The following is a 19,532-nucleotide window of genomic DNA, read 5'->3' as shown; positions in this document are numbered from 1 at the left end:
CATCGTTTCGGTGGAGACACGCGAACATCCGGGAATTTTTGAAAATACTCGCGTATTTTAGCGGTGCGACCCTAGGACCGTTTCTGGTCGTTTTGAGGATCGACCGGTGTAATGTCCTTTTCGCCCATGGAGTCCTTGAAGCCCCGGATGGCCTTGCCCAGGTCGTGGCCCAGGCTCGGCAGCCGGCTCGGTCCGAAGATGATGATGACGACTCCCAAGACCACCAGCCAGTGCCAAATCGAAAACGCGCCCATGGGCTCTGCTCCTGTTCAAGTTGTATCCTGGGGCTCCTATAGTGCCGATCAGGCGACAAAGGAAGGGGCAAACACCGCAGCCACGGTTTCAATGCGGCAAGGCTTTGGCCTGCCTCAAATTCGCGCCACGCCCAAAAACACCGCGTGCAGGGCCACCACCAGGGCGAAAAAGGCCTGGCGCGCCGCCTCGGGCGACAGCCCCGGAAACCGCAACCCGATGCGCCCGCCCGGACAGGCGGACAGGCAGTCGCCGCACAGCGTGCAGGACAGGCCCGGCCGGCCCTTGTCCAGATCGGCCGGAGTCAGCGCCAGATAGCGGCAGACCCGCGAACACCGGCCGCAGCCGTCGCAGCCCTGGCCGATGCGCACCCGCCAGGGGCTGATCTTCCCGAGAATATTCCCCAAAAGCCCGATGGGGCAATACATGGCGCAATGGACCATGACGCCGGCCTTGCGGGAAAAGGTCGCCATGATCCCCAGGCCCACCAGCCCGAAGACGGCCGCCGCCGTGACGGCGACGCCAAGGGGAACCTCCAGCCAGCGCAGGACAAGCGCGCCGCCGACGGTAAGCGCCAAGGTCGCCGCCCGCCACCATGTCCGTCCGGCCGGCAGCCGCCTGGGCACGGGCCGGCCAAGCCGGGCGCAGGCGTCGTCGGCCGCGCCGATGTAACACAGGTGCGAACACCAGCCCGGGCCGACCAGCAGCACCGTGGACAGATAGAGGATGGGCATGAAATAGCCGCCCCCCCGGTAGGCCGGTCCGGCGGCAATAAGCGCCGGCACGGGCAGATGCAGCGCCCCGGTCATGAGAAAGACCGTGGCCCCGGCCAGCCCCAGGGCCAGCTGGCCGAAAAACACCAACGAAAAGGCACCCCAGTAGCGCGACCGCAAGGGGCCGGTTCGCGGCGCGGCCAGCATCAAGCCGGTCAGCCAGGCGGCGTAGAGGCCCAGGGCCGTGATTTCCAGCCACCCCCAGCCAGGCGCAAACCGGTCCAGGAGCAGGATCGGAAAGTCGACCTTGGCCCGGGCCACGGCCAACAGCGTGACCGCGATCCAGAAAGCCGCCGCCCGGGGCGCGACGTTTCCCGGGCCGCGCCGGCCAAAGGCTTCCCCCCGGCGCGTGAAGGCAAAAAGTCCGCCAGCCAGGCACACGGCCACCACCCCGGCCATGATGCCGGCCAACCGCAACCAGGGCAGCCCGGCCGCCAGCCGAAAAGCGACCATGTCGCGCCCGGCCTCGGCAAAGATCAACCCGGCGGCCAGCAGGGCCGGACCGACCAGCCACCGGGCCAGGTCGCGCCGGGCCGCCAACAAGCCGGCCAGGACCAGGACGGAGGCGCACAGGCCCAGATCGCCGCCGCGCAGGCTGTGGGCGGCGAAGACGAGCAAGCCCAGAAACTGGAGCGCGACGCCAAGGGCCGTCATGCCAGCGCCCAGGCCGGCAGGCCCGGCAGGCCGCCCGGAAAGACGAGATCGGCAAATCGCAGCCCCGGGCGCATGTCCCGGGTAAAGACGGCCAGGGTCCGACGGGCCAGTTCCACGGCCTCGCGGGGAGCGAGGCGGCGGCTAAGCTCCGTGCCCAGGCGCGGCCGGCGGCCGAGACGGCCGCCCAGGAAGACGCGGTAGGCCACCGGGCCGCTGGCGATGGCCCGGCTTGGGCAGACCCGGGCGCAAGCGCCGCAGCCCAGGCATGTGCCCTGGTTGATGACCGCCTTGCCGGCGGTGATCTGTATGGCCGCGTCCGGGCAGGCCTCGGCGCAGGCCCCGCAGCCGTGGCAGGCCTCGGGATCGACGGACGCCTCGCGTACGGCGATAAGCCCCAGATCGGCCACCTGGGGGCGCACGCAGGCGTTGGGACAGGCCGAGACGGCCAGCCTAAACTGTTCGTGGCGGCGAAGCGGCCGGGCCAGCTCGGCCAGGGCCACGGGCACGGCGGCGCAGGCGGCCAGCTCCACCAGCTCGGCCAGGGTGTTGGCGGACAGGGGCGCGGCGTGGGGACAGACTCCCGACGTGACGCCCCGGCAGGTTTCGAGTATGACGACTTCCGCAGTCATGGCGCATCCTTTGGCGGTTTTTTACCGTTTAAGGGAAGAGGGTTCGGCCAGGGTGACAGGGGTCGCCCGGCCGCGCCTTGACTTACGTCAAGCGGCGTCAACAGGGAGGAACAGTCGTGGACACCATCCAGGCCGTGGCCGACATCAGTCTGTTTTCCGGGCTTGGTCCCAAGGAGCTGGCCGCCCTGGCCGCCGTGGCCGAGGTGCGGCGCTACGGGCGGGGGCAGGACATTTTTTTCTCCGGCGATCCGGCCGAGGGGTTTTTCTCCGTGGCCTCGGGCAAGGTGCGTATCTACCAGACCTCGCTGGCCGGCAAGGAGCACATCATCCACGTGTTCGGCCCGGGCGAGGTGTTCGCCGAGGTGGCGGTCTTTGCCGGCGGCGTCTATCCGGCCAACGCCCAGGCCATGGAAGAGGGCGATTATCTCTTTTTCCCGCGCGAACGCTTCCGCAAACTGTTGGCCGACGACCCGGACCTGGCGCTGACCATGCTGGGCCTGCTCTCCATCCGCCTGCGCCAGCTGGTGCGAAAGCTCGAAGACTTGAGCCTTCGCGAAGTGCCGGCGCGCCTGGCCTCCCATTTGCTGCTCCTTGGCGCGCAAAGCAAAAAACGCGTGCTGCCCCTCGACCTGCCCAAGGGCCAGCTGGCCGCCTACCTCGGCACCATCCCTGAAACGCTTTCCCGGGTGCTGCGCCGCTTCGTGGACGAGGGACTCATCAGCCTGACCGGCAGCGCGGTGGAGATTCTCGATGCCGCCCGCCTGGAAGCCCTGGCCGGCGCGCCTACGGCGTCGGCGGGGGCGGCGTTTGGGGAGAAGATGCCTCCGGCGGCCGGGAGGGGGTAACCCCCTCCCGGACCCTCCCTGAAAGGGGGGTATGCCTATGATAAAATATAACGACAGTTATGTTTTATCAATATCCAATCATATCAACGCTTCATTTGTCCTGTGGTTTCGCTTTAGCAAGAGAATTGGCATTAGCTGGTCGGCAGGGGTTCAGGCAGGGGGCATTGGGTGTCGTTTTCCGAGGCGCAGCCGGCCACGGCCACGCGGTTTCGGCCGGCATTCTTGGCCGTGTACAGGGCCGCGTCCACCCGGGCCATGAGTTCTTCCACCGATTCCCCGGGCTTGAGCTCGGCCACGCCCAGGCTGATGCTGCCGGCGATGCCGTGGGGAAAAGGCTTGCCGGCCACGATGAGCCGCAGCTTTTCGGCCAAAAGCGCGGCGTTGCCCAGGGCCGTGTGGGGCGCGGCCACCACGAATTCCTCGCCGCCGTAGCGAAACAGCCAGTCCACGCCGCGCGTGGCCTCGATCACCCGCCGGGCCAGCTCCCGCAACATGTCGTCGCCGGCCCCGTGGCCGTAGGTGTCGTTGACCACCTTGAAATGGTCGATGTCGAACATGACCACGGACAGGGCCTCGCCGTAGCGGGCGGACCGGGCCACCTGGGTGTGCATCACCTCATTGAATTTGAGCCGGTTGTAGGCTCCGGTCAGCTGGTCGGTGACGGCCAGTTCGGCCAGGGCGTCATTGGCTCCCTGCAGACGTTCCCGGTCGGCGCAGATGCGGCGCACCATGGGCCGGAAAATAAACAGTCCCGACGCGGCCAAAACGGCCATCATGCCCAGGGCGGCCCCGCTTTCCAGCCGGCGCAGCACCGTCAGCCGCGACATGGCCAACTGCTGGTAACGCTGGATGACAAAGCCGAGGTCGCGCAGCAATTCGTTTTCGCCGTAAGCCAGCAGATTGAGGAACGCCTCGTCGGACAGGGACGGCCGGGCCGCTTCGGAGGTGGCGAAGGCCCGGGCGTTTTTGAGGAAAAGGCGCATCCCCTTGTCCAGGTCATAGGGCGGCTTGAAGTAGATGTCACGCAGGTCCGGGGCGGCGGCGGCCAGGGAGGCGGGATCGTCGAGGTCGGCCAGCAGGCGCTGGTGGTTGACCTGCAGGGCGGAAAGGGCTTGCCCCAGCCGGGCCTTGATGTCGCGCCGGGTTTCGTCGTCGTCGGCGGCGGCCAGGAGCAGACACTGGGCCAGTACGCGTTGGGTAAGCAGGCGCTGGGAGCCGGACACGGCGGTGACGGCGGCGGCGCGGTCCACGGCGGCCATGATGTGGCGAAAAAGCAGATAGGAGCAAAGGGCCAGGACGGCGGCCAGGGCCAGGGCGATGAGGTAGCGCAGGGTCAGACTGCGTTTGTAGCGCCGGTTGGCGGCGGCGATGGCGTCCTTGGCAGGAATATCCATGCTTTGGCTGTAGGCCAGGGCCGGGAAATAGGCAAGGCCGGGAGCATGGCGCGTTTTGGCGCTGTGGGCTGGTTGCGGGGCGTCCCCGTGTCGCGTCCCTTAACAAATACGAGAGTTTTTTAAGAAAAATTAATGATTTTAGTCTTTTTTCTGCGAAATGCGCGATGTGCTTATCGTGGACGCGACACTAGCCGTAGGAGAGCACGGCCCACAGCGGGGCCAGCCGCAGGATCTCCAGACGCGGGTTGTCCGACGGCGGGGCGGCGTCAGTCCCGCCAGTAGCACGCCAAGGCCCACATTGGGGCCAGAGGCTCTATTTGCAGCAGGCTGGTTCCCGGCGGCGGCGTGTCCATGTCCTGCGGCGGGGCGTACACGAAGCTGCTGCGCGACGATGTCTCAATCTCTATGACAAATTCCACACGATAGCCGGATGCGCTTCTTGAACACAAGACAGGATAGTCCATGGGCACAATGTGGCCAAGCGCTGGCGGCAGCGTGACGGCTTCTGGCGTCTTGTCGGAACAGGACAGGACGCCATTTTGCAAGAGATCGACGATATGCATTCTCTCGGCGTAGAACTGCTTGAAATAGGATGTGTAGTTGAGCTTCCAGAGTACCCCCGACAACAAGAAGGCTAGCGAGGAAATATACACGACAATGGGCAGCAGGGACAGGAGCGGGGCGCGGCGAAAGTGTTTGATGCCGGTTCCGACGTTCCTGAAGAAGAGCCAGAAGAAGTACCACGTCGCGCCTTCGGCGATGAGGCGCTGCGTCTGTTGCGGCATGCGGCAGGTCAGCACCAGCCCGCTGGCGAAAAAGGGGGCGGCAAGCGTGACAAAGGCCAGCGTTGCCCGCAACGCCCGCAGGCAGCGCCGGCGGGCCAGGAATGCGGCGTGCTTCCGGGAGGTTGTTTTCGCGTTCGTTGTCAATGGCACCCCGGGCGTCAGTTCTGTATTTTAAGGATAGGAACTTTGGACACAAGCGGACGCTTGTGCATGACGCGATGGTAAAAGGGTATGGCGTGACCAGGGACGTTGTGAAGAATATACTCAAATCGCTGGATTGAGGAATGTTTCCTAATATTCGAGAAGCGCCCATCCTGGCCCCATGCTGATGGACTTGTGCGTTCCGTCGTCATAAGTGATGTTCTCTGGGGTGAACTTCTCATTGTAGACAAACCGTGCCTTGGATGGCGGTTGGCCATCGGCAAAGAAATAGAGCGTGAGGCCGTCCTCGTCGTTGGTGTAGCCGATGTTTCCGGACGGATAGGAGGTGTGGGCAAGCGCTGGCGGGAGCTTCTCGATGCCGACGTCGAGGGTGTAGTCGGGCAGTTCACCCGATTGGACGCGTTTTATGACGTCCAGTCTATCCGCGTAAAACTGTCGAAAATAGTAATCAAGATTATACCGCCAGGGATCGGCATGGCGTGTCGCGATTGCCAGCGTCAGGTAAATGAGCATTGGCAGCATGGCGAGCAGCGGCGCATGTCGCATTTCCCTGATGCAGACAACCAGGGAACGCAGGAACGCCAGAACCAGAAAGGCCGTGGCGTTGGCCCAGGCGAAGTTGCCGAGGTCAAAAGGCGCATGGCAGGATAGTACAAGCCCGCAATAGGCGAACGGCTCATAGAGCAGCAGCGAGGCCAGCGTCGTTCGCAATGCCCGCAGGCAACGCCGCCGGGCCAGGAACTGCCGCTTGGCGCGGCGGGCGGCGGGTATATCGGCTGTCGCGTTGGCCATGGTCAGGACGCGTATCATGTCGCCGATGGACGCGCCAGGGGCGGCGGCGTCAGTCTCTCATGACCTACAATATGCCAAGTGTGCAATCTGTGGAGTCAGTATTCAATATAGTACCACTGCGGCGTCATGAACTCCATGTATTTGTAGGCTTCCTGGGGAGGAGAATGGTCTTTGCTATATTCTTTATTAAAGGCAAATCCTTGGTATGCTTCCAGAACGTTCCAGGAAGTATAAAAAAATATGGTGTAGCCATTGTCTCCCCGGGTGTAGGAGACACGCCCAAATGGAAGTGATGTATGCGCATAAGCTTCTGGCAAGGCAACGTTGCCTTCCCGGGGCGTAAATCCCGGAAAATCGCCGTTCTCAATGTGTTTGATCACGGCCAGGCGGTCAGGCAGGAACTGGTTGAAGTAGGTGTCGCGACGGATTTTCCAGGCCTGGCCTGGGGGGTAGGCAACGATAAAGACCAGGTTGACGAGCAGGGGCAGGACGGCCAGGAGCGGTGTGAACCAGATGTTTCGCAACAGCGTAAAAGCGTTGCGGAAAAACATCCACCATTCGTAAAGAAGGATCAGGTCGGGCAGGCCGCGCTGCCATTCCGGCGGCATGTGGCAGCAGAGCAGGAAGCCGAAATAGCAAAAAGGCGTGACCACGACGATGAACGCCAAGGTGCGGCGCAGCGCCCGCAGGCAGCGCCGCCGGGCCAGGAACCGACGCTTGGCGCGGCGGGCGGCGGGGGTATCGGCTGTCGCGTCGGCCATGGCCAGAACGCGTATCATGTCGCCGATGGACGCGCCAGGGGAAGACCGCGCCGGGGGAGGGTTCCCCCGGCGCGGCGGCGTTTGGAGGGCCGGCTAATAGTCGCCCGTGGCCTGGCGGAAAGCCACGATGTCGGCGACGCTGACCAGCGGGAAATCATGGGTCGCGGCAAAGGCCGCGATCTCGTCGCCCTTGGCCATGGTGCCGTCAGGGTTGGTCAGCTCGCACAGCACTCCGCACGGGCCGTGGCCGGCCAGCCGGCACATGTCCACCGTGGCCTCGGTGTGGCCGCGACGGGTGAGCACCCCGCCCGGGCGGGCAACAAGCGGAAACACGTGGCCGGGCCGGGCCAGATCGCAGGGCTTGGCGTCTGCGGCGGCGGCGGTCTTGACCGTCGTCACCCGGTCGGCGGCGGAAACGCCGGTGGTCACGCCCTTGGCCGCCTCGATGGTGACGGTAAAGGCCGTGCCGTTTTTGCAGGTGTTGACCGCGACCATGGGCGGCAAATCGAGCTGACGCGCCTTTTCCTCGGTCAGGCACAGGCAGACGATGCCGCTGCATTCGCGGATGAGCATGGCCATCTGCGGTACGGTGAGGGTGTCGGCGGCGAAAATGAGGTCACCCTCGTTTTCGCGGTCCAGATCGTCCACCACCAGGATGCCCCGGCCCTGGCGCATGGCTTCGATGGCGGCCCGGGTGCGGGCGATGGCGGCATCGACATTGGAAAACGGCTGATTCATGGCTTTCTCCGAAAACAAAGTTTGGGCCAGAATCAGGGCGGACAAAGAGACGACCAGACCGGATGCGCGCATCCGGCCGGCCACGCGCCGGACGCTCCGGCGGCGGGGAATGCCGTCTTTCCTCTTCCTTCCGGACTGTGACCGTCGGCCCTGGCTTCGCACCAGGTCTGCTGACCCCGCGACACGGATGCGTCGCGGGCGCTCGCGGGCTCCCCGGCCAAGCCGGGATACCGCCGGTGGGGACTTCCACCCCGCCCTGAGGACAACGGCCGCCTTGTAGCGCCGGCGGCAGGCGATGGCAAGACCGCCTAAACCGCCGGCTCCTGCGGCGTCATCCAAAAGAGCCTGTGGTGGTATTGGACAATAGCCTAAAACCATTGGCTATTCTTGAAAAATACTGTCGTGTTGTTTAAGGGGCGCGGCGCTAATCCCCAGGCCAGACCCGCTCTTTCCCCGGCGTGCGGTCGGAAAACCAGACCCGGAAGTCGTTGCCCGGCCCGCCGGAAAGGGACAGTTCGCTGCGGCCCGGCGGCACGGCCACGGACGGCAGGTTTCTGGCGTCCAGGACGGCCTCGATGGTCATGCGATCGATGGGGCGTGTGGGCGACCAGAACTCGGCCGAGGGTTCGGCCACCAGCGTAAAGCGGACGGTGACCTGGTTGGCCGGCTTGGGCAGGCGCACCCGGGCGAAGCGGCGGTCGAACATCCGGTTCCATTGCTCGTCGTGTTCGGCCTCGGCTGAAAGGATGGTCGTCAGCGGGCCGCCGTCGGCCGCGTAACTGACCGTGCATTGCCGTTTGGTCCCGGCGTCGCCGTACAGGCGCGGATACGCCATGACGCGCAGTTCGGTGACGGGAAAGGCCGACACGAACACGTATTCGAACCAGCAGTCCGTGCCAGCCCGGCAGCGCACGCCGCCGGCATAGCCCGGGTAGGAATCCGACGCTTCCATGTTCAGGGAATGAGCGGTGGGGCGGTCGGTGAAATCCGGCGGATCGAAATCCGGGCTGAAGGACAAAAGCCCCTGGCCGCCGGGGGTCAGGCGCGCCACGGTCCCGTCCGGGGCGGCGATGGGCACGGGAACACGCGCGTCGCCAACGGTCAGGACCGGGGCGTTGATGCGGCCGTCCAGGGTCAGGGTCTTGACCGTCAGGGGCGCGTCGCCGGCAAGCTCCAGCCCGGTTGCCGGCGACGCGTCGGACAGGGGCGCGCCGCCGCGGCCCGGCCCCAGGGCCGGGTCGGCCACCACCACGGCCGGTTTCCCGGCGGCGTCGGGCAGGACGTAGGCCGGGGGCGTGTCCGGGTTGGCGGCGCTAAAGGCGGCCAGGGCCTCGGGCGCATTGACCACCGCGCCGCCGGGCAAGGTTTCGGCCAGCCCGGCCTGGTCCGGGGCGGCGAAGACCATGGCCCGGGGGCCAAGGAAGGTCACGTTGGGGGCATAGGCCGGCGAGGCGCAGTTGCGGGCCAGATTGGCGGCGTAGAAGGCCAGGCCGCCGTCCGGGACCGGGGCCAGCCCCGTGCCCGTGACCGTGACGCCGGCCAGGGCGAGCAGGCCCTCGCTGGTTCCCGGGAGATAGCGCACCCGCAGCCGGACCGAGCCGGTCGCGAGGTAGGGCGTCAGATCGACCTCGGTCCGGGCCGTGCGCACAACACCTTGATAGAAGGGCACTTCCTCGTAAAATCGCCGTTTCTCCAGGCGCGGCGTGCCGTCGGGCAGCAGGAAATCGTCGTGGCCAAGGGTTGCCAGCGGCGTAAATGTCGCGCCGTCGGCGCTGGCCTCGATAACCAGTCGCGAGTCGGCCGGCAGGCTCGGGTGGCGTTTGTAGAGAGCGGCCTCGACCACGGCCGTGACCTTGGGGGCCGGGGAACCCGGGGGCAGATCGAAGCGCCATGTGGCGGCGGCCGGCTGGCTGGAGCGCACGGGGCGAAGCAGGCTCACCTCGGCGTCGGCGACCATGTTTTGCAGGGAAAACGCGTCGCGGTAGGCCTTGTGGTCGCGGAAATCGTCGGCATAGCCAGCCGCGCCCGAGGTGTCGGGAACAAGCAGCAGCGGGGCGCGGCTGGGAAAACCGGCCAAGGCCAGGCGCGATTGCAGACCGGCGGCGCTCCAGGAGGCCAAAAGCGCCCCTTCGGGCGCGGCCCGCAGGCGTTGGCCGGGGGCGAAAATCTGGTCGGCGACCAGTACGCGGCGGTAACCCGGGCGGTCGAAGTCGCCGGGGCCGGCCATAGCGTCGCCGAGGTGCCAGCGGGCGGCGAAAGCCCGAGCGTTTCGCTGCCAGCCGGTGAAGGTCAGGGCGGCTTCGGGGCCGGGGGCGCGGCTGACGGAGCGGAAAAAGTCCCGGTCGTTGGTCAAGGTGCGGCGGGCGTATTCGCCAAGCTGCGACAGCGGGCCGGCCAGGACCAGGCCGGCCAGCGCCCCGGCCACGACCAGCGCTCCGGCCGGGGCCAGCCGGGAAGGCAGGGGGCGGGCGAAAAGCCCGCCCAGACGCGAGGCCCCGGCCCCGGCCAGAATGGTCACAGCCGGCAGGGCGGCGATAAGATGTCGCCAGTTGATGATGCCGCGCAGGTCGGACCGGCTCGTGAGAAGGGTTGCGGCCGGGACGGCGGCGCAAAGGATAAGCAGCAAAGTCGTGGCGTTGCGGCAGGTGAGAAGGCCCAGGGCGGCCAGGATGAGGACGCCGGCCACGGTGACGGGCGAGGCGGCATAGCTGCTGTGGAAAAAACCTCCAAGGGTGTCGGCGATAAAGCCGAAGGTGAGGCCGGGGGTCAGCGAAGCCCCGGGGTTGGCCAGAAAGCTTTGGAGGATAAAGGGGCCTTGGGCGATGGGCAGCCAGGCGGCCGTGGCTACGGCCATGGCCAGGGCCACGGCCGCCAGCCGGGACAGCCGGTCCGGGTCGTCGAAGGGAGCCTTGCGGCCCACAAAGAGGGCTATGACCCAGAGTCCTTGGGCGGCCAGGATGGGCAGTCCCTGGTAGCCGGTCCAGAGCATGGCCGCCGTCACGGCCGCATAGCCGGCCAGGAGCAGAGGCCGGCGGCGCGGTGCCGAAATCGCCTTGGTCAGCAGCAGCATGGAAAAGACGGAACAACAGAAAAACGTCGCATAGAGCTTGATGGCCCGGGAGATGTCCACATGAAAAAGCGACCCGGTGCACAACAGCGCAACCACAAGGCCGGCCCGGCGGCCGGCGCAGGCCGCGCCCAAAAGGGCCAGCCCCAGGATGGAGGCCAGCCCGGCGGCCAGGGAGGGGAGACGGGCGGCCAGCACGCTGTCCTGGACGGCCAGGGCGGCGCGCAAGAGCAGGTAGTGCAGCGGCGGCTGGAAGTCGTAGATGGTGTCGGCCGGCCCGAGTCTTTGCTGGACGGCGATAATGGCGTCAGCCGGCAGGGCGGCCCGGCTTAAGTTCAGGTAGTCGTCTTCCCATAGTTGGGGCGTGTCGAGCTGCCACAGCCGCAGCCCGGCGGCCAGGGCCAGGATGGCGGCAAGCAGTATCCAGAACATGCGCCTGGACGGTTCGGCGCTGGCAGCGGCAGGGGTGACGGATGGCGCTTGCATGGTCCGGGGCAGGGTAGCAGCCGGGCCGGAACGAGGCAACCAGGGGGCGAGGGGTGTCACGGCGAAAGGAAACAGGGGCTAGCTGACGCCAAACGGCCGCCGCCCCGGGGCAGGGGCGACGGCCGTTTGGGGGAGGAGCGTTGCGTAAAATTATTGCTTGGCGGCTGGGACCGGCGGCGTCGGCGCGGCCGACGCGGGGGCGGTGGCCGGGCCGTGTTCCTTGGCGCCGTGGTCCATGCCGCCCATCATCATGCCCATACCCTGGCCCTTGTCCTTGCCCATCATCTTGCAGTCCATGCCGCCTTCGCCCATGCCGGCCATCATGCCTTCATGGCCGCCGCCGAGGTGCAGGGTCTGGCGGATGGGCGTGCCGGTTTCCTTGGCGTAGCGCAGGCGGAAAAGCACGGTCTGTTCGGCCAGCTGGCCGCGAAGGGCGGCAAGGTCGCCGGCAAGCTTCTTGACGGCCGCTTCGTCGCCGGGCTTGGTGGCGAGCAGAATCTCCAGATCGGCCTCGCGGGCCTTGATCTTGCCGCGCAGTTCAGCGGTCTTGGCCGTGAATTCCTGCTTGAGCAGGTAAGCCTTGTCGGGGTCCACGGCAGGGGCGGGGGCGGCGGGCTTGGCGGGATCGGCGGCGTGGCCCCCGTGCTCCTGTGCGGTCAGGCCGATGGCGGGCAGCGAGAGGAGCATGGCGGCGGCCAGGGCGGCCGGAGCGAAAACATTGATGCGCATGGGGGAACCTCCTTGATGCGATGTTCTCCCTTGAGCATAGGCCGTGCCAGCGGCGAGCGATTTCAAATAGATCTGGAAATCAGGCCGCTTGGATTTCTGTGGCTGATTTCAGACCGCTTTAGGCGACAATAAAATATACAGATGCAGTATGAAAAGCGGTCAATAATCATACGGCTGTCGCCAAAATGCCCAGGGCGGCCGGCAGGGAAGGATGGATCAGCGTTCGGCCGCCGCGGCCGCCGCCGGGGCGTCGGCCGGCTCCACGCCGAAACGGGCCTCGAACTCCTTGCCGAAACGGCACAAGGCCTCCAAGATGGGAATGATGCCCCGGCCCAGATCGGTGAGCGCATACTCCACCCGGGGCGGCACCTCGGCAAAGACCGTGCGGGTGAGTAAGCCGTCGGATTCCAGTTCGCGCAACTGCTGGGTCAGCATCTTCTGGGTGATGGCCGGCATGGTGCGCCGCAAGGCCGAAAACCGCAGGGTGGGCGTTTCGCGCAGATGCCATAAAATAAGCGGCTTCCACTTGCCGCCAATCACGGCCAGGGACAGCTCCATGCTGCACGAATATTCCTTGCCCAGGCAACGCTTGCGGCCGCAAATGGTTCCGGGTTCGCCCATGACGCCTCTCCTTTTCATGGTATCCAAAAGGATACTACTGAACTTAAATGTGCCTACTTGCTTTTTTGGGCATACTGGCAGAATTTCCCCCTAGCGTAAAGCGGAAACTGACAAGGAGGCCCCATGGACCTGTTCGAAGCGCTCTACACCCGGCGCAGCATTCGGTCGTTCACCGACGCGGCCGTGGCCGAAGCCGATCTGGAAACCCTGCTGCGCGCGGCCATGGCCGCTCCCAGCGCCGGCAACGCCCAACCCTGGCATTTCGTGGCGGTGACCGAGCGCGCCGTCCTCGACGCCATCCCCGGTATCCATCCCTACGCCGCCATGTGCAAGACGGCCCAGGCGGCCGTGGTGGTGTGCGCCGAACTGGCCCTGGAAAAATACCCCGGCAACTGGGTCCTCGACTGCGCCGCGGCCACCCAAAACCTCATGTTGGCCGCTCGGGGGCTGGGCATCGGCTCGGTGTGGTGCGGGCTGTATCCCCAGCAGGAGCGCATGACGGCCATGGCCGGTCTGCTGCGGCTCCCCGAGGGCGTCGCGCCCCATGCGCTGGTGGTCCTTGGCCATCCGGCCCAGGAATTCAAGAAGATCGATCGGTTCAAGCCCGAACGCATCCACCGCAACGGCTGGTAGGCCGGCCAAAGGAGTTTTGCATGAAAGTTTCCATCGGTTCCAAGACCATGGCCCTGCCCACCCCGGCCTGGCTGGTCGGCACCTATGACGCCGAGGGCAAGCCTAATCTCATGACCGCCGCCTGGGGCGGCATCTGCTGCTCCAAGCCGGTGTGCGTCACCGTCTCGCTGCAAAAGCCCCGCCACAGCTACGCTGCCATCATGGAGCGCAAGGCCTATACCATAAACGTCGCCTCGGCCAAGGACGTGGCCAAGGTGGACTACTGCGGCATCGTCTCGGGCAAAAACGCCGACAAGTTCGCGGCCTGCGGCTTCACGGCCGTTGCCAGCGAATTGGTGGACGCGCCCTACGTGGCCGAATGTCCGCTGGTGCTGGAGTGCAAGGTCATCCGCGTCGAGGACCTCGGGATGCACACCATGTTCGTGGGCGAGGTCATGGACGTGAAGGTGGACGAGGCGGCCATGAAGGACGGCAAGCCCGATCCGCTTTTAATCGACCCCATCGTCTACGCCCCGGAAGACCGGCACTACTATGGCCTGGGGGCCAACCTGGGCCTGGGCTTCTCCATCGGCAAGGAGCTGAAGTAGTATGGAAAAAGTGCGCCTTGACCCCAACCAGCTGCCGCCCATGCCCGTGGCCCTGGTCGGGACGCTGGCGGAAGGCCTGGCCAATTTCATGGCCGCCGCCTGGATCACCCGCGTCACCATCAAGCCGCCCCGCATTGGCGTGGGCATCAACCACCGCCAGTGGACCCACGGCCGCATCCAGGAAACCGGGGCCTTTTCCCTGTGCTTTCCCGGGCCGGATCTGGTGGAAAAAACCGACTACTGCGGCCTGGCCTCGGGGCGAAACGCCGACAAGTCGGCGGTCTTCGACGTCTATTACGGCGACACGCCCGGCGCGCCCCTGATCCGGGAATGCCCGTTGTGTTTCGAGGTGGTTCTTGATCAGGCCGTGGACTTGGCCACCCACACCTTTTTCATCGGCGAGATCAAGACGGTCTGGGCCGACGACGCCATTGTCGCCGACGGCAAGATCGCCGTGGAAAAATGGAATCCCCTGCTGCTGACCATGCCCGATAACCGCTATTGGACCCTGGGCAACCACGTGGCCGACGCCTGGAGCGTGGGCAAGGCCCTGAAGAAAGGAGAGGCAAAATGAAAGTCCTGGCCATAAACGGCAGCCCGCGCAAGGGCGGCAACACGTTTCTCATGCTGCAAAAGGCCCTGGAGCCCATCGCCGCCGCCGGCATCGAGACCGAACTGGTGGAGCTGCACGGCGTCAATTATCTCGGCTGCATCGCCTGCATGAAGTGCTGGGAGAGGCAAGACGGCCACTGCGCCATCAAGAAAGACGGTCTCAACGACCTCATCGACAAGATGCGGGCCGCTGACGGCCTCATCCTCGGTTCGCCGACCTATTTCGCCAACGTCTCCACCAACATCAAATCCATCATCGACCGGGCCGGCATGGTGGCCCTGGCCAACGGGGGCTTTTTCGCCCGCAAGGTCGGCGGCTCGGCCGTGGCCGTGCGCCGGGGCGGCGGCATCGCCGTGTTCGACGCCATCAACCACTTCTACCTCATCAACCAGGTGGTGGTGGCCGGATCGAGCTACTGGAACCTCGGGCGCGGCCTGGCCCCCGGCGACGTGTCTTCGGACGAGGAGGGCATGACCACCATGGAAAACCTGGGCAAGAACATGGCCTGGGTGCTGGGCAAGCTCCACGCTTAAAAAGCGGGCGCGCCCGGGAGGGGGGAGCCTTTCAGGCGCGCCGCGTCTTGCCTTTTGCCGCCGCCTCGTTGACAGTGGCGAGGCTGGCCGGTTTCGTTTTGCCGGCCGATTCAGGAGGTTCCCATGCTGCGTATGGCTGTTGGACACGCCAATTGTCTGGACGCCGCCTGCGCCGTGCGTGGCGCGGTGGAGGCCTGCCGGCGCGGCCTTGGCGGGGCCGAGCCCGTGGGTCTGCTCCTTTTCGCCGGGGTGGGCTACGACCACGGCGAGTTGCTGCGCGGCGTGGAAGCCGCCTTTCCGGGCGTCCCCCTGGCCGGGGGAACCTCCTGCGGCGAGCTGTCCTTGGCCGGCGGCGTCACCGACGATGCCGTGCTGCTGATTGCCTTTGGCGGCGAGAACGTCCGGGCCTCGGCCGGCGTGGTCCGGGATTTCGCCGTTCCCGGCGCGGATCTCGGCGCGGCGGTCGCCCGGGCGGCGGGCGAAGCCCTGGCCGCTCTTGGCGGGGCCGCTCCCGTGCTGTGCCTGGTCTTTCCCGATGGTGGCCGGGGCGGGGTGGAGGATCTAAGCCGCGCCCTGGGCCAGGCCCTTGGCTCGGACTGTCTGGTGGTCGGCGGCGTGGCCGGCCGGCAGCTGGCCGACCGGCGGCCGGTGCGCCAGTTCGCCGGCCGTGAAATCCTGCTCCACGACGCGCCCTTCCTGCTCCTGGCCGGCGACATCCCCCTGGCCCTGCGCCTTTCCAAGGGCTGGCGGCCCATCGGCGACCGGGCGCGGGTCACCGGCGTGTCCGGCAATGTGGTCAGCCGCATCGGCGAGCGCACGGCCCTGGATTTCTACCGCCGCTACCTCGGCCCCCATGCCGAGCCGGCGGTGGAGCTGCCCCTGGCCGTCACCTGCGAAAAATCCGACACGTTTATTTTGCGCGCCCCGGCCTTTTACAGCGAGGGCGACGGCAGCATCCAATTCCCGGCCGGCGTGGCCGAGGGGGCCATGGTGCAGCTGGCCGAAGCCACGCGCGGCGACATGTTGGCCGACATCAAGGCCATGGCCAAGGGGTTGGCCGCCGACGGCCGGGCCATGCGGCCCGGGCCGGCCGGCGTGCTGCTGTTTTCCTGCTCCACCCGCAAGGACATCCTGGGCACCAAGTCGTCGGAAGAAATCGACCGCCTGGCCGCCGCCCTGCCGCCGGGAACGCCCGTGGCCGGCTTCTCCTGCCACGGCGAGATCGCGCCCTCGGCTCCGGGCCTGCCGCTGCATCTGCAAAACGGCTCGTTGGTCGCCGTGCTGCTGGGCGGCGACCGCCCCGAAGCGGCCGCTGGCGCACCTTTGGAAGAACTGCCCTGTCCGGCCGGCGAGGCCGAGGCCCTGGCCCGGGAAGTCCGTTCGCTGACGCGCGCCCTGGACCGGGCCACCCAGGCCCGCTCGCGCCTGGAGGCCCAAAAGGAGCGTTCCCAGGCGCTCATGCGCTCCATCAATCAGGAGATTAACGAAGCCAAGCTGGAGATTCAGCGCAAAAACGAGCTGTTGCGCCAGGCCCTGGCCCTGGCCGAGGAAGTGCAGCGCAACCTGCTGCCCCAGGCCGCTCCGGGCCTGCCCGGCTTCGACATCGCCGGCACGAGCCTTTACAGCGACGAAACCGGCGGCGATTACTACGACTTCATCCACGCGCCCAATGAGCAGGAAGGCCGTTTCGGGGTTATCATCGGCGACGTCACCGGCCATGGCATCGCCGCCGCGCTGCTCATGACCACGGCCCGGGCGTTTTTGCGGATGCGCTCCTTCCAGCCCGGGTCGCTCGCCGCCGTCATCGACGACGTCAACCGCCTCATGTGCGCCGACCTGGCCGATTCCGGCCGGTTCATGACCCTTTTTTATCTGGCCATCGACATCGAGAAAAAACGGCTGCACTGGGTGCGGGCCGGCCATGACCCCATCATGCTCTACGACGCGGCCACAGGCCTGACCGGCGACATCCCGGACAAGGGCGGCCCGCCGCTCGGCATCGTCACCGAGGCCCGCTACGCCGAAAACAGCGCCGCCGGGCTGGTCCCCGGGCAGGTGGCCCTGCTGGCCACGGACGGGCTTTGGGAAGCGCGAAACGACAAGGGCGAGATGTTCGGCAAGGACCGGGTGCGGGAGCTTTTGGCCCGCCACAGCGGCAAGCCCGCCGCCGACATCGTGACCGCCGTCCTTGCCGGGCTGCGGGAGTTTCTTGGCGAGGTCGAGCCCGAGGACGACGTGACGCTGGTCGCCATCAAGGTCCTGCCCGATCCGCCGGCCGCGTAACCTTTCCCGTCTCCCGGTCCCCCGTAAGGCCATACGGGGGACCGGGACGACCGTCCCTCCATAGGCCGCCAGAGTAACGGCGTTTCCCGTCAAGCGTCACCAACGGGCTTTTGAGCTTTCCGGCCGACAAAGCGCTAATCCTCGTCGAACCCCCTTTAAACCTTCCCCCATTTGGGGGGTCCGGGGGCCTCAGGCCCCCGGCCGCCGAGGCATTCTTCCTCTCATCCTCTTTCTCCTCCTTCTCCCCCTCACGCTGTCGCAAGAACGCCCCGGGCGTCGCGCCGAACATGTCGCGGAAGGCGGCCACGAAGGCCGACACCGAGGCGTAGCCGCTCTCCAGGGCGGCGGTGGTGACGTTGTCCCCGGCTTCCAGCCGGCCCAGGGCGGCGAGCAAGCGTTGGCGGCGTCGCCAGGCTCCGAAGCGCAGGCCGGTTTGGGCCTCGAACCGACGGGCCAGGGTGCGGCCGCTCATGCCGGCCTGTCTGGCCAGGGCGTCCATGTCCCGGCCGTCGTCCGGGGCGTCGCGCAATTCGCGGCACAGGGCGGCCAGGGCGGGATCGGCCGGCCAGGGGAGGCTTAAGTCCGCTTCGGGCAGACCGGCCAACTGGTCGAGGAGCACCCGGGCCAGCCGGCCGGCCGAGCCGTCCTCGTCGTAGGCTGGCGGCAGGGCGGCGGCGGCCAGGATGAGTTCCCGGGCAAGCCTCGTCACCCGCAGCACTAGGCAGCGTGGCGGGCAAAAGATGGTCTGGTCGGCCCGGATGTAGAGGCTGCGCATGGCGGCCGGCCGGGTGGTGGTCACTTCGTGGAGCAGCCCCGGCGGCACCCACACGGCTCGGCGGGGCGGGGCCACATGGCTGCTGACGGGGGTGGTCACTTCGATGACCCCTTCGCCGGCGTAGGAGAGCTGGCCAAAGGGATGGCTGTGGGCCCGGGCCAGGGAGGCGGCCGGCAGGGCTTCGCTGCGTCCGAAAACGAGCCGGGGCAGTTGGGTGAGCTGCGGGGGGGTGCGTTCGCGCGGCATGTCCGTTTCTCGCTATGAGTTGTCATTTTGGCGCAAGACGGACCCGGCGTCCAGGGCTACAAGACCGTCACCCAAAGCAAGGAGCGGGAACGATGGTCGGCAAACTGTTGCGCAAGATGGCTTCGGATTGGTTTTTGGCGGGGATGCTCACGGCGGTGCTTCTGGCGGCCGCTTTTCCGAAATTCGGGGCCGCCGGCGGAGCCATGCATGCCGACGTGGCCAGCGACGTCGGCATTTTCGCGGTCTTTTTCCTGCATGGCCTGGCCCTTTCCACCCGGTCGCTTCTGGCCGGGCTGGCCAACGTCCGGCTGCATCTGCTGGTGCAGGCCCTGACCTTTGTTGTTTTCCCGCTGCTCTACATCCCGTTTAAATTCGCCTTTGGCGGGCTGATTCCCGAGGGGCTGATGCTCGGGTTTCTCTATTTGTGCGCCTTGCCGTCCACCATTTCCTCGTCGGTGGCCATGACGGCCATCGCCAAGGGCAACGTGCCGGCGGCGATTTTTAACGCCACGCTGTCGAGCTTGCTCGGCATCGTGCTCACCCCGGCCATCATCGGCCTGGCCATGGAAGGCGGGGCCACGGGCGGGCTGTCGCTGGGGCAGGCCATGCTCAACATCGCCACGCTGCTGCTGTTGCCCTTCGTGCTCGGGCAGGTGGCCCGGCCGATGATCGGCGCCCTGGCCGCGCGCCACAAGAAGTTCATCAATACTTTCGATAAGCTCGTGATTCTGATGCTCGTCTACAGCTCGTTTTGCGACTCCACGGCCTCGGGGCTGTGGCGCGACAACGGCCTGGGCGTCATCGTCCTGACCCTGGCCGGCGCGGCGGTGTTTTTGGCGGCGGCGCTCATGATCTCGTCACGGGTTTCGAAGTGGTGCGGATTTTCGGAAGAGGACCGGATCACGGCGATTTTTTGCGGCTCCAAAAAGACCCTGGCTTCCGGCGTGCCCATGGCCCGGCTGCTGTTCGGCGCGCATCCGGCCTTGGGGCTTATCGTGCTGCCCATCATGTTTTACCACCAGCTCCAGCTCTTCGTGTGCTCCATCATGGCCGGCCGGTTCGCCGACCGCTTCAATACTGTTCCCCACCCGGCTCCCGACGCGGGCGGTCTGCCCGAGCCCCTCCCGGCCCGCGCCGGGAGCTGAAGGCGGCCGGCCCCGAAGCGCGAGCTTCG

19 protein-coding genes and 1 riboswitch are annotated in these 19,532 nt (G+C 66.6%); of the genes, 7 read left to right on the top strand and 12 right to left on the bottom strand.

Going from position 1 to position 19,532, the window contains the following annotated elements; all coding sequences use genetic code 11:
* Positions 1-71 precede the first annotated feature (71 nt).
* The 3 genes from DMR_RS16730 to DMR_RS16720 form a co-directional block, all read right to left on the bottom strand.
* Entirely contained in the window at positions 72-254 is a 183-nt protein-coding gene (locus DMR_RS16730) for a Sec-independent protein translocase subunit TatA (RefSeq protein ID WP_015862171.1), read from the bottom strand.
* 114 nt (positions 255-368) lie between these two features.
* Positions 369-1,679 (bottom strand): 4Fe-4S binding protein, encoded by a 1,311-nt coding sequence (locus DMR_RS16725; RefSeq protein ID WP_015862170.1) that lies wholly within the window; start codon positions 1,677-1,679, stop codon positions 369-371.
* Positions 1,676-2,308, bottom strand: coding sequence for a 4Fe-4S dicluster domain-containing protein (locus tag DMR_RS16720; protein WP_015862169.1), 633 nt, complete (start codon positions 2,306-2,308; stop codon positions 1,676-1,678). Before DMR_RS16720 ends, DMR_RS16725 begins: the two co-directional genes overlap by 4 nt.
* Before the next feature lie 116 nt (positions 2,309-2,424).
* Between DMR_RS16720 and DMR_RS16715 the strand changes: the two genes are divergently transcribed.
* Positions 2,425-3,153: a Crp/Fnr family transcriptional regulator gene (locus DMR_RS16715; RefSeq protein WP_015862168.1), complete on the top strand. Its 729-nt coding sequence runs from the start codon at positions 2,425-2,427 to the stop codon at positions 3,151-3,153.
* 131 nt (positions 3,154-3,284) lie between these two features.
* Here the strand turns inward: DMR_RS16715 and DMR_RS16710 are convergent, their stop codons facing one another.
* The 8 genes from DMR_RS16710 to DMR_RS16675 all read right to left on the bottom strand — a co-directional run bounded on the left by DMR_RS16710 (position 3,285) and on the right by DMR_RS16675 (position 12,688).
* Positions 3,285-4,547 (bottom strand): GGDEF domain-containing protein, encoded by a 1,263-nt coding sequence (locus DMR_RS16710; protein WP_015862167.1) that lies wholly within the window; start codon positions 4,545-4,547, stop codon positions 3,285-3,287.
* 266 nt (positions 4,548-4,813) lie between these two features.
* Entirely contained in the window at positions 4,814-5,476 is a 663-nt protein-coding gene (locus DMR_RS16705) for a hypothetical protein (protein ID WP_043600953.1), read from the bottom strand.
* A gap of 147 nt (positions 5,477-5,623) precedes the next feature.
* Positions 5,624-6,286: a hypothetical protein gene (locus DMR_RS16700; RefSeq protein ID WP_148208464.1), complete on the bottom strand. Its 663-nt coding sequence runs from the start codon at positions 6,284-6,286 to the stop codon at positions 5,624-5,626.
* A gap of 95 nt (positions 6,287-6,381) precedes the next feature.
* On the bottom strand, positions 6,382-7,047 hold the full coding sequence (locus DMR_RS16695; protein ID WP_148208463.1) for a hypothetical protein: 666 nt from the start codon (positions 7,045-7,047) through the stop codon (positions 6,382-6,384).
* A gap of 93 nt (positions 7,048-7,140) precedes the next feature.
* Positions 7,141-7,785, bottom strand: a complete 645-nt coding sequence (ribB, locus tag DMR_RS16690) for a 3,4-dihydroxy-2-butanone-4-phosphate synthase (protein WP_015862163.1) — start codon at positions 7,783-7,785, stop codon at positions 7,141-7,143.
* 114 nt (positions 7,786-7,899) lie between these two features.
* A riboswitch (FMN riboswitch) is annotated at positions 7,900-8,053 on the bottom strand.
* A gap of 156 nt (positions 8,054-8,209) precedes the next feature.
* Positions 8,210-11,338 (bottom strand): glycosyltransferase family 39 protein, encoded by a 3,129-nt coding sequence (locus DMR_RS16685; RefSeq protein ID WP_043600951.1) that lies wholly within the window; start codon positions 11,336-11,338, stop codon positions 8,210-8,212.
* Positions 11,339-11,488: 150 nt separating this feature from the next.
* Positions 11,489-12,067 (bottom strand): hypothetical protein, encoded by a 579-nt coding sequence (locus DMR_RS16680; protein ID WP_015862161.1) that lies wholly within the window; start codon positions 12,065-12,067, stop codon positions 11,489-11,491.
* 216 nt (positions 12,068-12,283) lie between these two features.
* Complete coding sequence (locus tag DMR_RS16675; protein ID WP_015862160.1) at positions 12,284-12,688, bottom strand: winged helix-turn-helix transcriptional regulator; 405 nt, start codon at positions 12,686-12,688, stop codon at positions 12,284-12,286.
* Between the two features lie 123 nt (positions 12,689-12,811).
* On the opposite strand from DMR_RS16675, the gene DMR_RS16670 reads away from it, so the two are divergent.
* The 5 genes from DMR_RS16670 to DMR_RS16650 all read left to right on the top strand — a co-directional run bounded on the left by DMR_RS16670 (position 12,812) and on the right by DMR_RS16650 (position 17,337).
* Complete coding sequence (locus DMR_RS16670) at positions 12,812-13,321, top strand: nitroreductase family protein (RefSeq protein WP_015862159.1); 510 nt, start codon at positions 12,812-12,814, stop codon at positions 13,319-13,321.
* Positions 13,322-13,341: 20 nt separating this feature from the next.
* Positions 13,342-13,908, top strand: a complete 567-nt coding sequence (locus DMR_RS16665; RefSeq protein ID WP_015862158.1) for a flavin reductase family protein — start codon at positions 13,342-13,344, stop codon at positions 13,906-13,908.
* 1 nt (position 13,909) lies between these two features.
* Positions 13,910-14,482 carry a flavin reductase family protein gene (locus DMR_RS16660; protein ID WP_015862157.1) on the top strand — a complete coding sequence of 191 codons (573 nt, stop codon included), beginning with the start codon at positions 13,910-13,912 and terminating at the stop codon, positions 14,480-14,482.
* The gene (locus tag DMR_RS16655) at positions 14,479-15,054 is read left to right on the top strand and encodes a flavodoxin family protein (protein ID WP_015862156.1); all 576 of its coding nucleotides are present in this window, start codon (positions 14,479-14,481) and stop codon (positions 15,052-15,054) included. Before DMR_RS16660 ends, DMR_RS16655 begins: the two co-directional genes overlap by 4 nt.
* Positions 15,055-15,177: 123 nt before the next feature.
* Positions 15,178-17,337 carry a SpoIIE family protein phosphatase gene (locus DMR_RS16650; RefSeq protein WP_015862155.1) on the top strand — a complete coding sequence of 720 codons (2,160 nt, stop codon included), beginning with the start codon at positions 15,178-15,180 and terminating at the stop codon, positions 17,335-17,337.
* On the opposite strand, the gene DMR_RS16645 is transcribed toward DMR_RS16650, so the two are convergent.
* Positions 17,306-18,358, bottom strand: coding sequence for an AraC family transcriptional regulator (locus DMR_RS16645; protein WP_015862154.1), 1,053 nt, complete (start codon positions 18,356-18,358; stop codon positions 17,306-17,308). The two genes, DMR_RS16650 and DMR_RS16645, sit on opposite strands and share 32 nt — an antisense overlap.
* A 92-nt stretch (positions 18,359-18,450) precedes the next feature.
* Here DMR_RS16645 and DMR_RS16640 point away from each other — a divergent pair, with 92 nt between their 5' ends.
* Positions 18,451-19,503, top strand: a complete 1,053-nt coding sequence (locus DMR_RS16640) for a bile acid:sodium symporter family protein (protein ID WP_015862153.1) — start codon at positions 18,451-18,453, stop codon at positions 19,501-19,503.
* Positions 19,504-19,532: the final 29 nt, after the last annotated feature.

The sequence above is a fragment of the Solidesulfovibrio magneticus RS-1 genome, from assembly GCF_000010665.1.
Taxonomy (GTDB): domain Bacteria; phylum Desulfobacterota; class Desulfovibrionia; order Desulfovibrionales; family Desulfovibrionaceae; genus Solidesulfovibrio; species Solidesulfovibrio magneticus.
The sequence above is the reverse complement of the archived record's forward strand: the minus strand, read 5'-3'. Positions and strand labels throughout refer to the sequence as shown.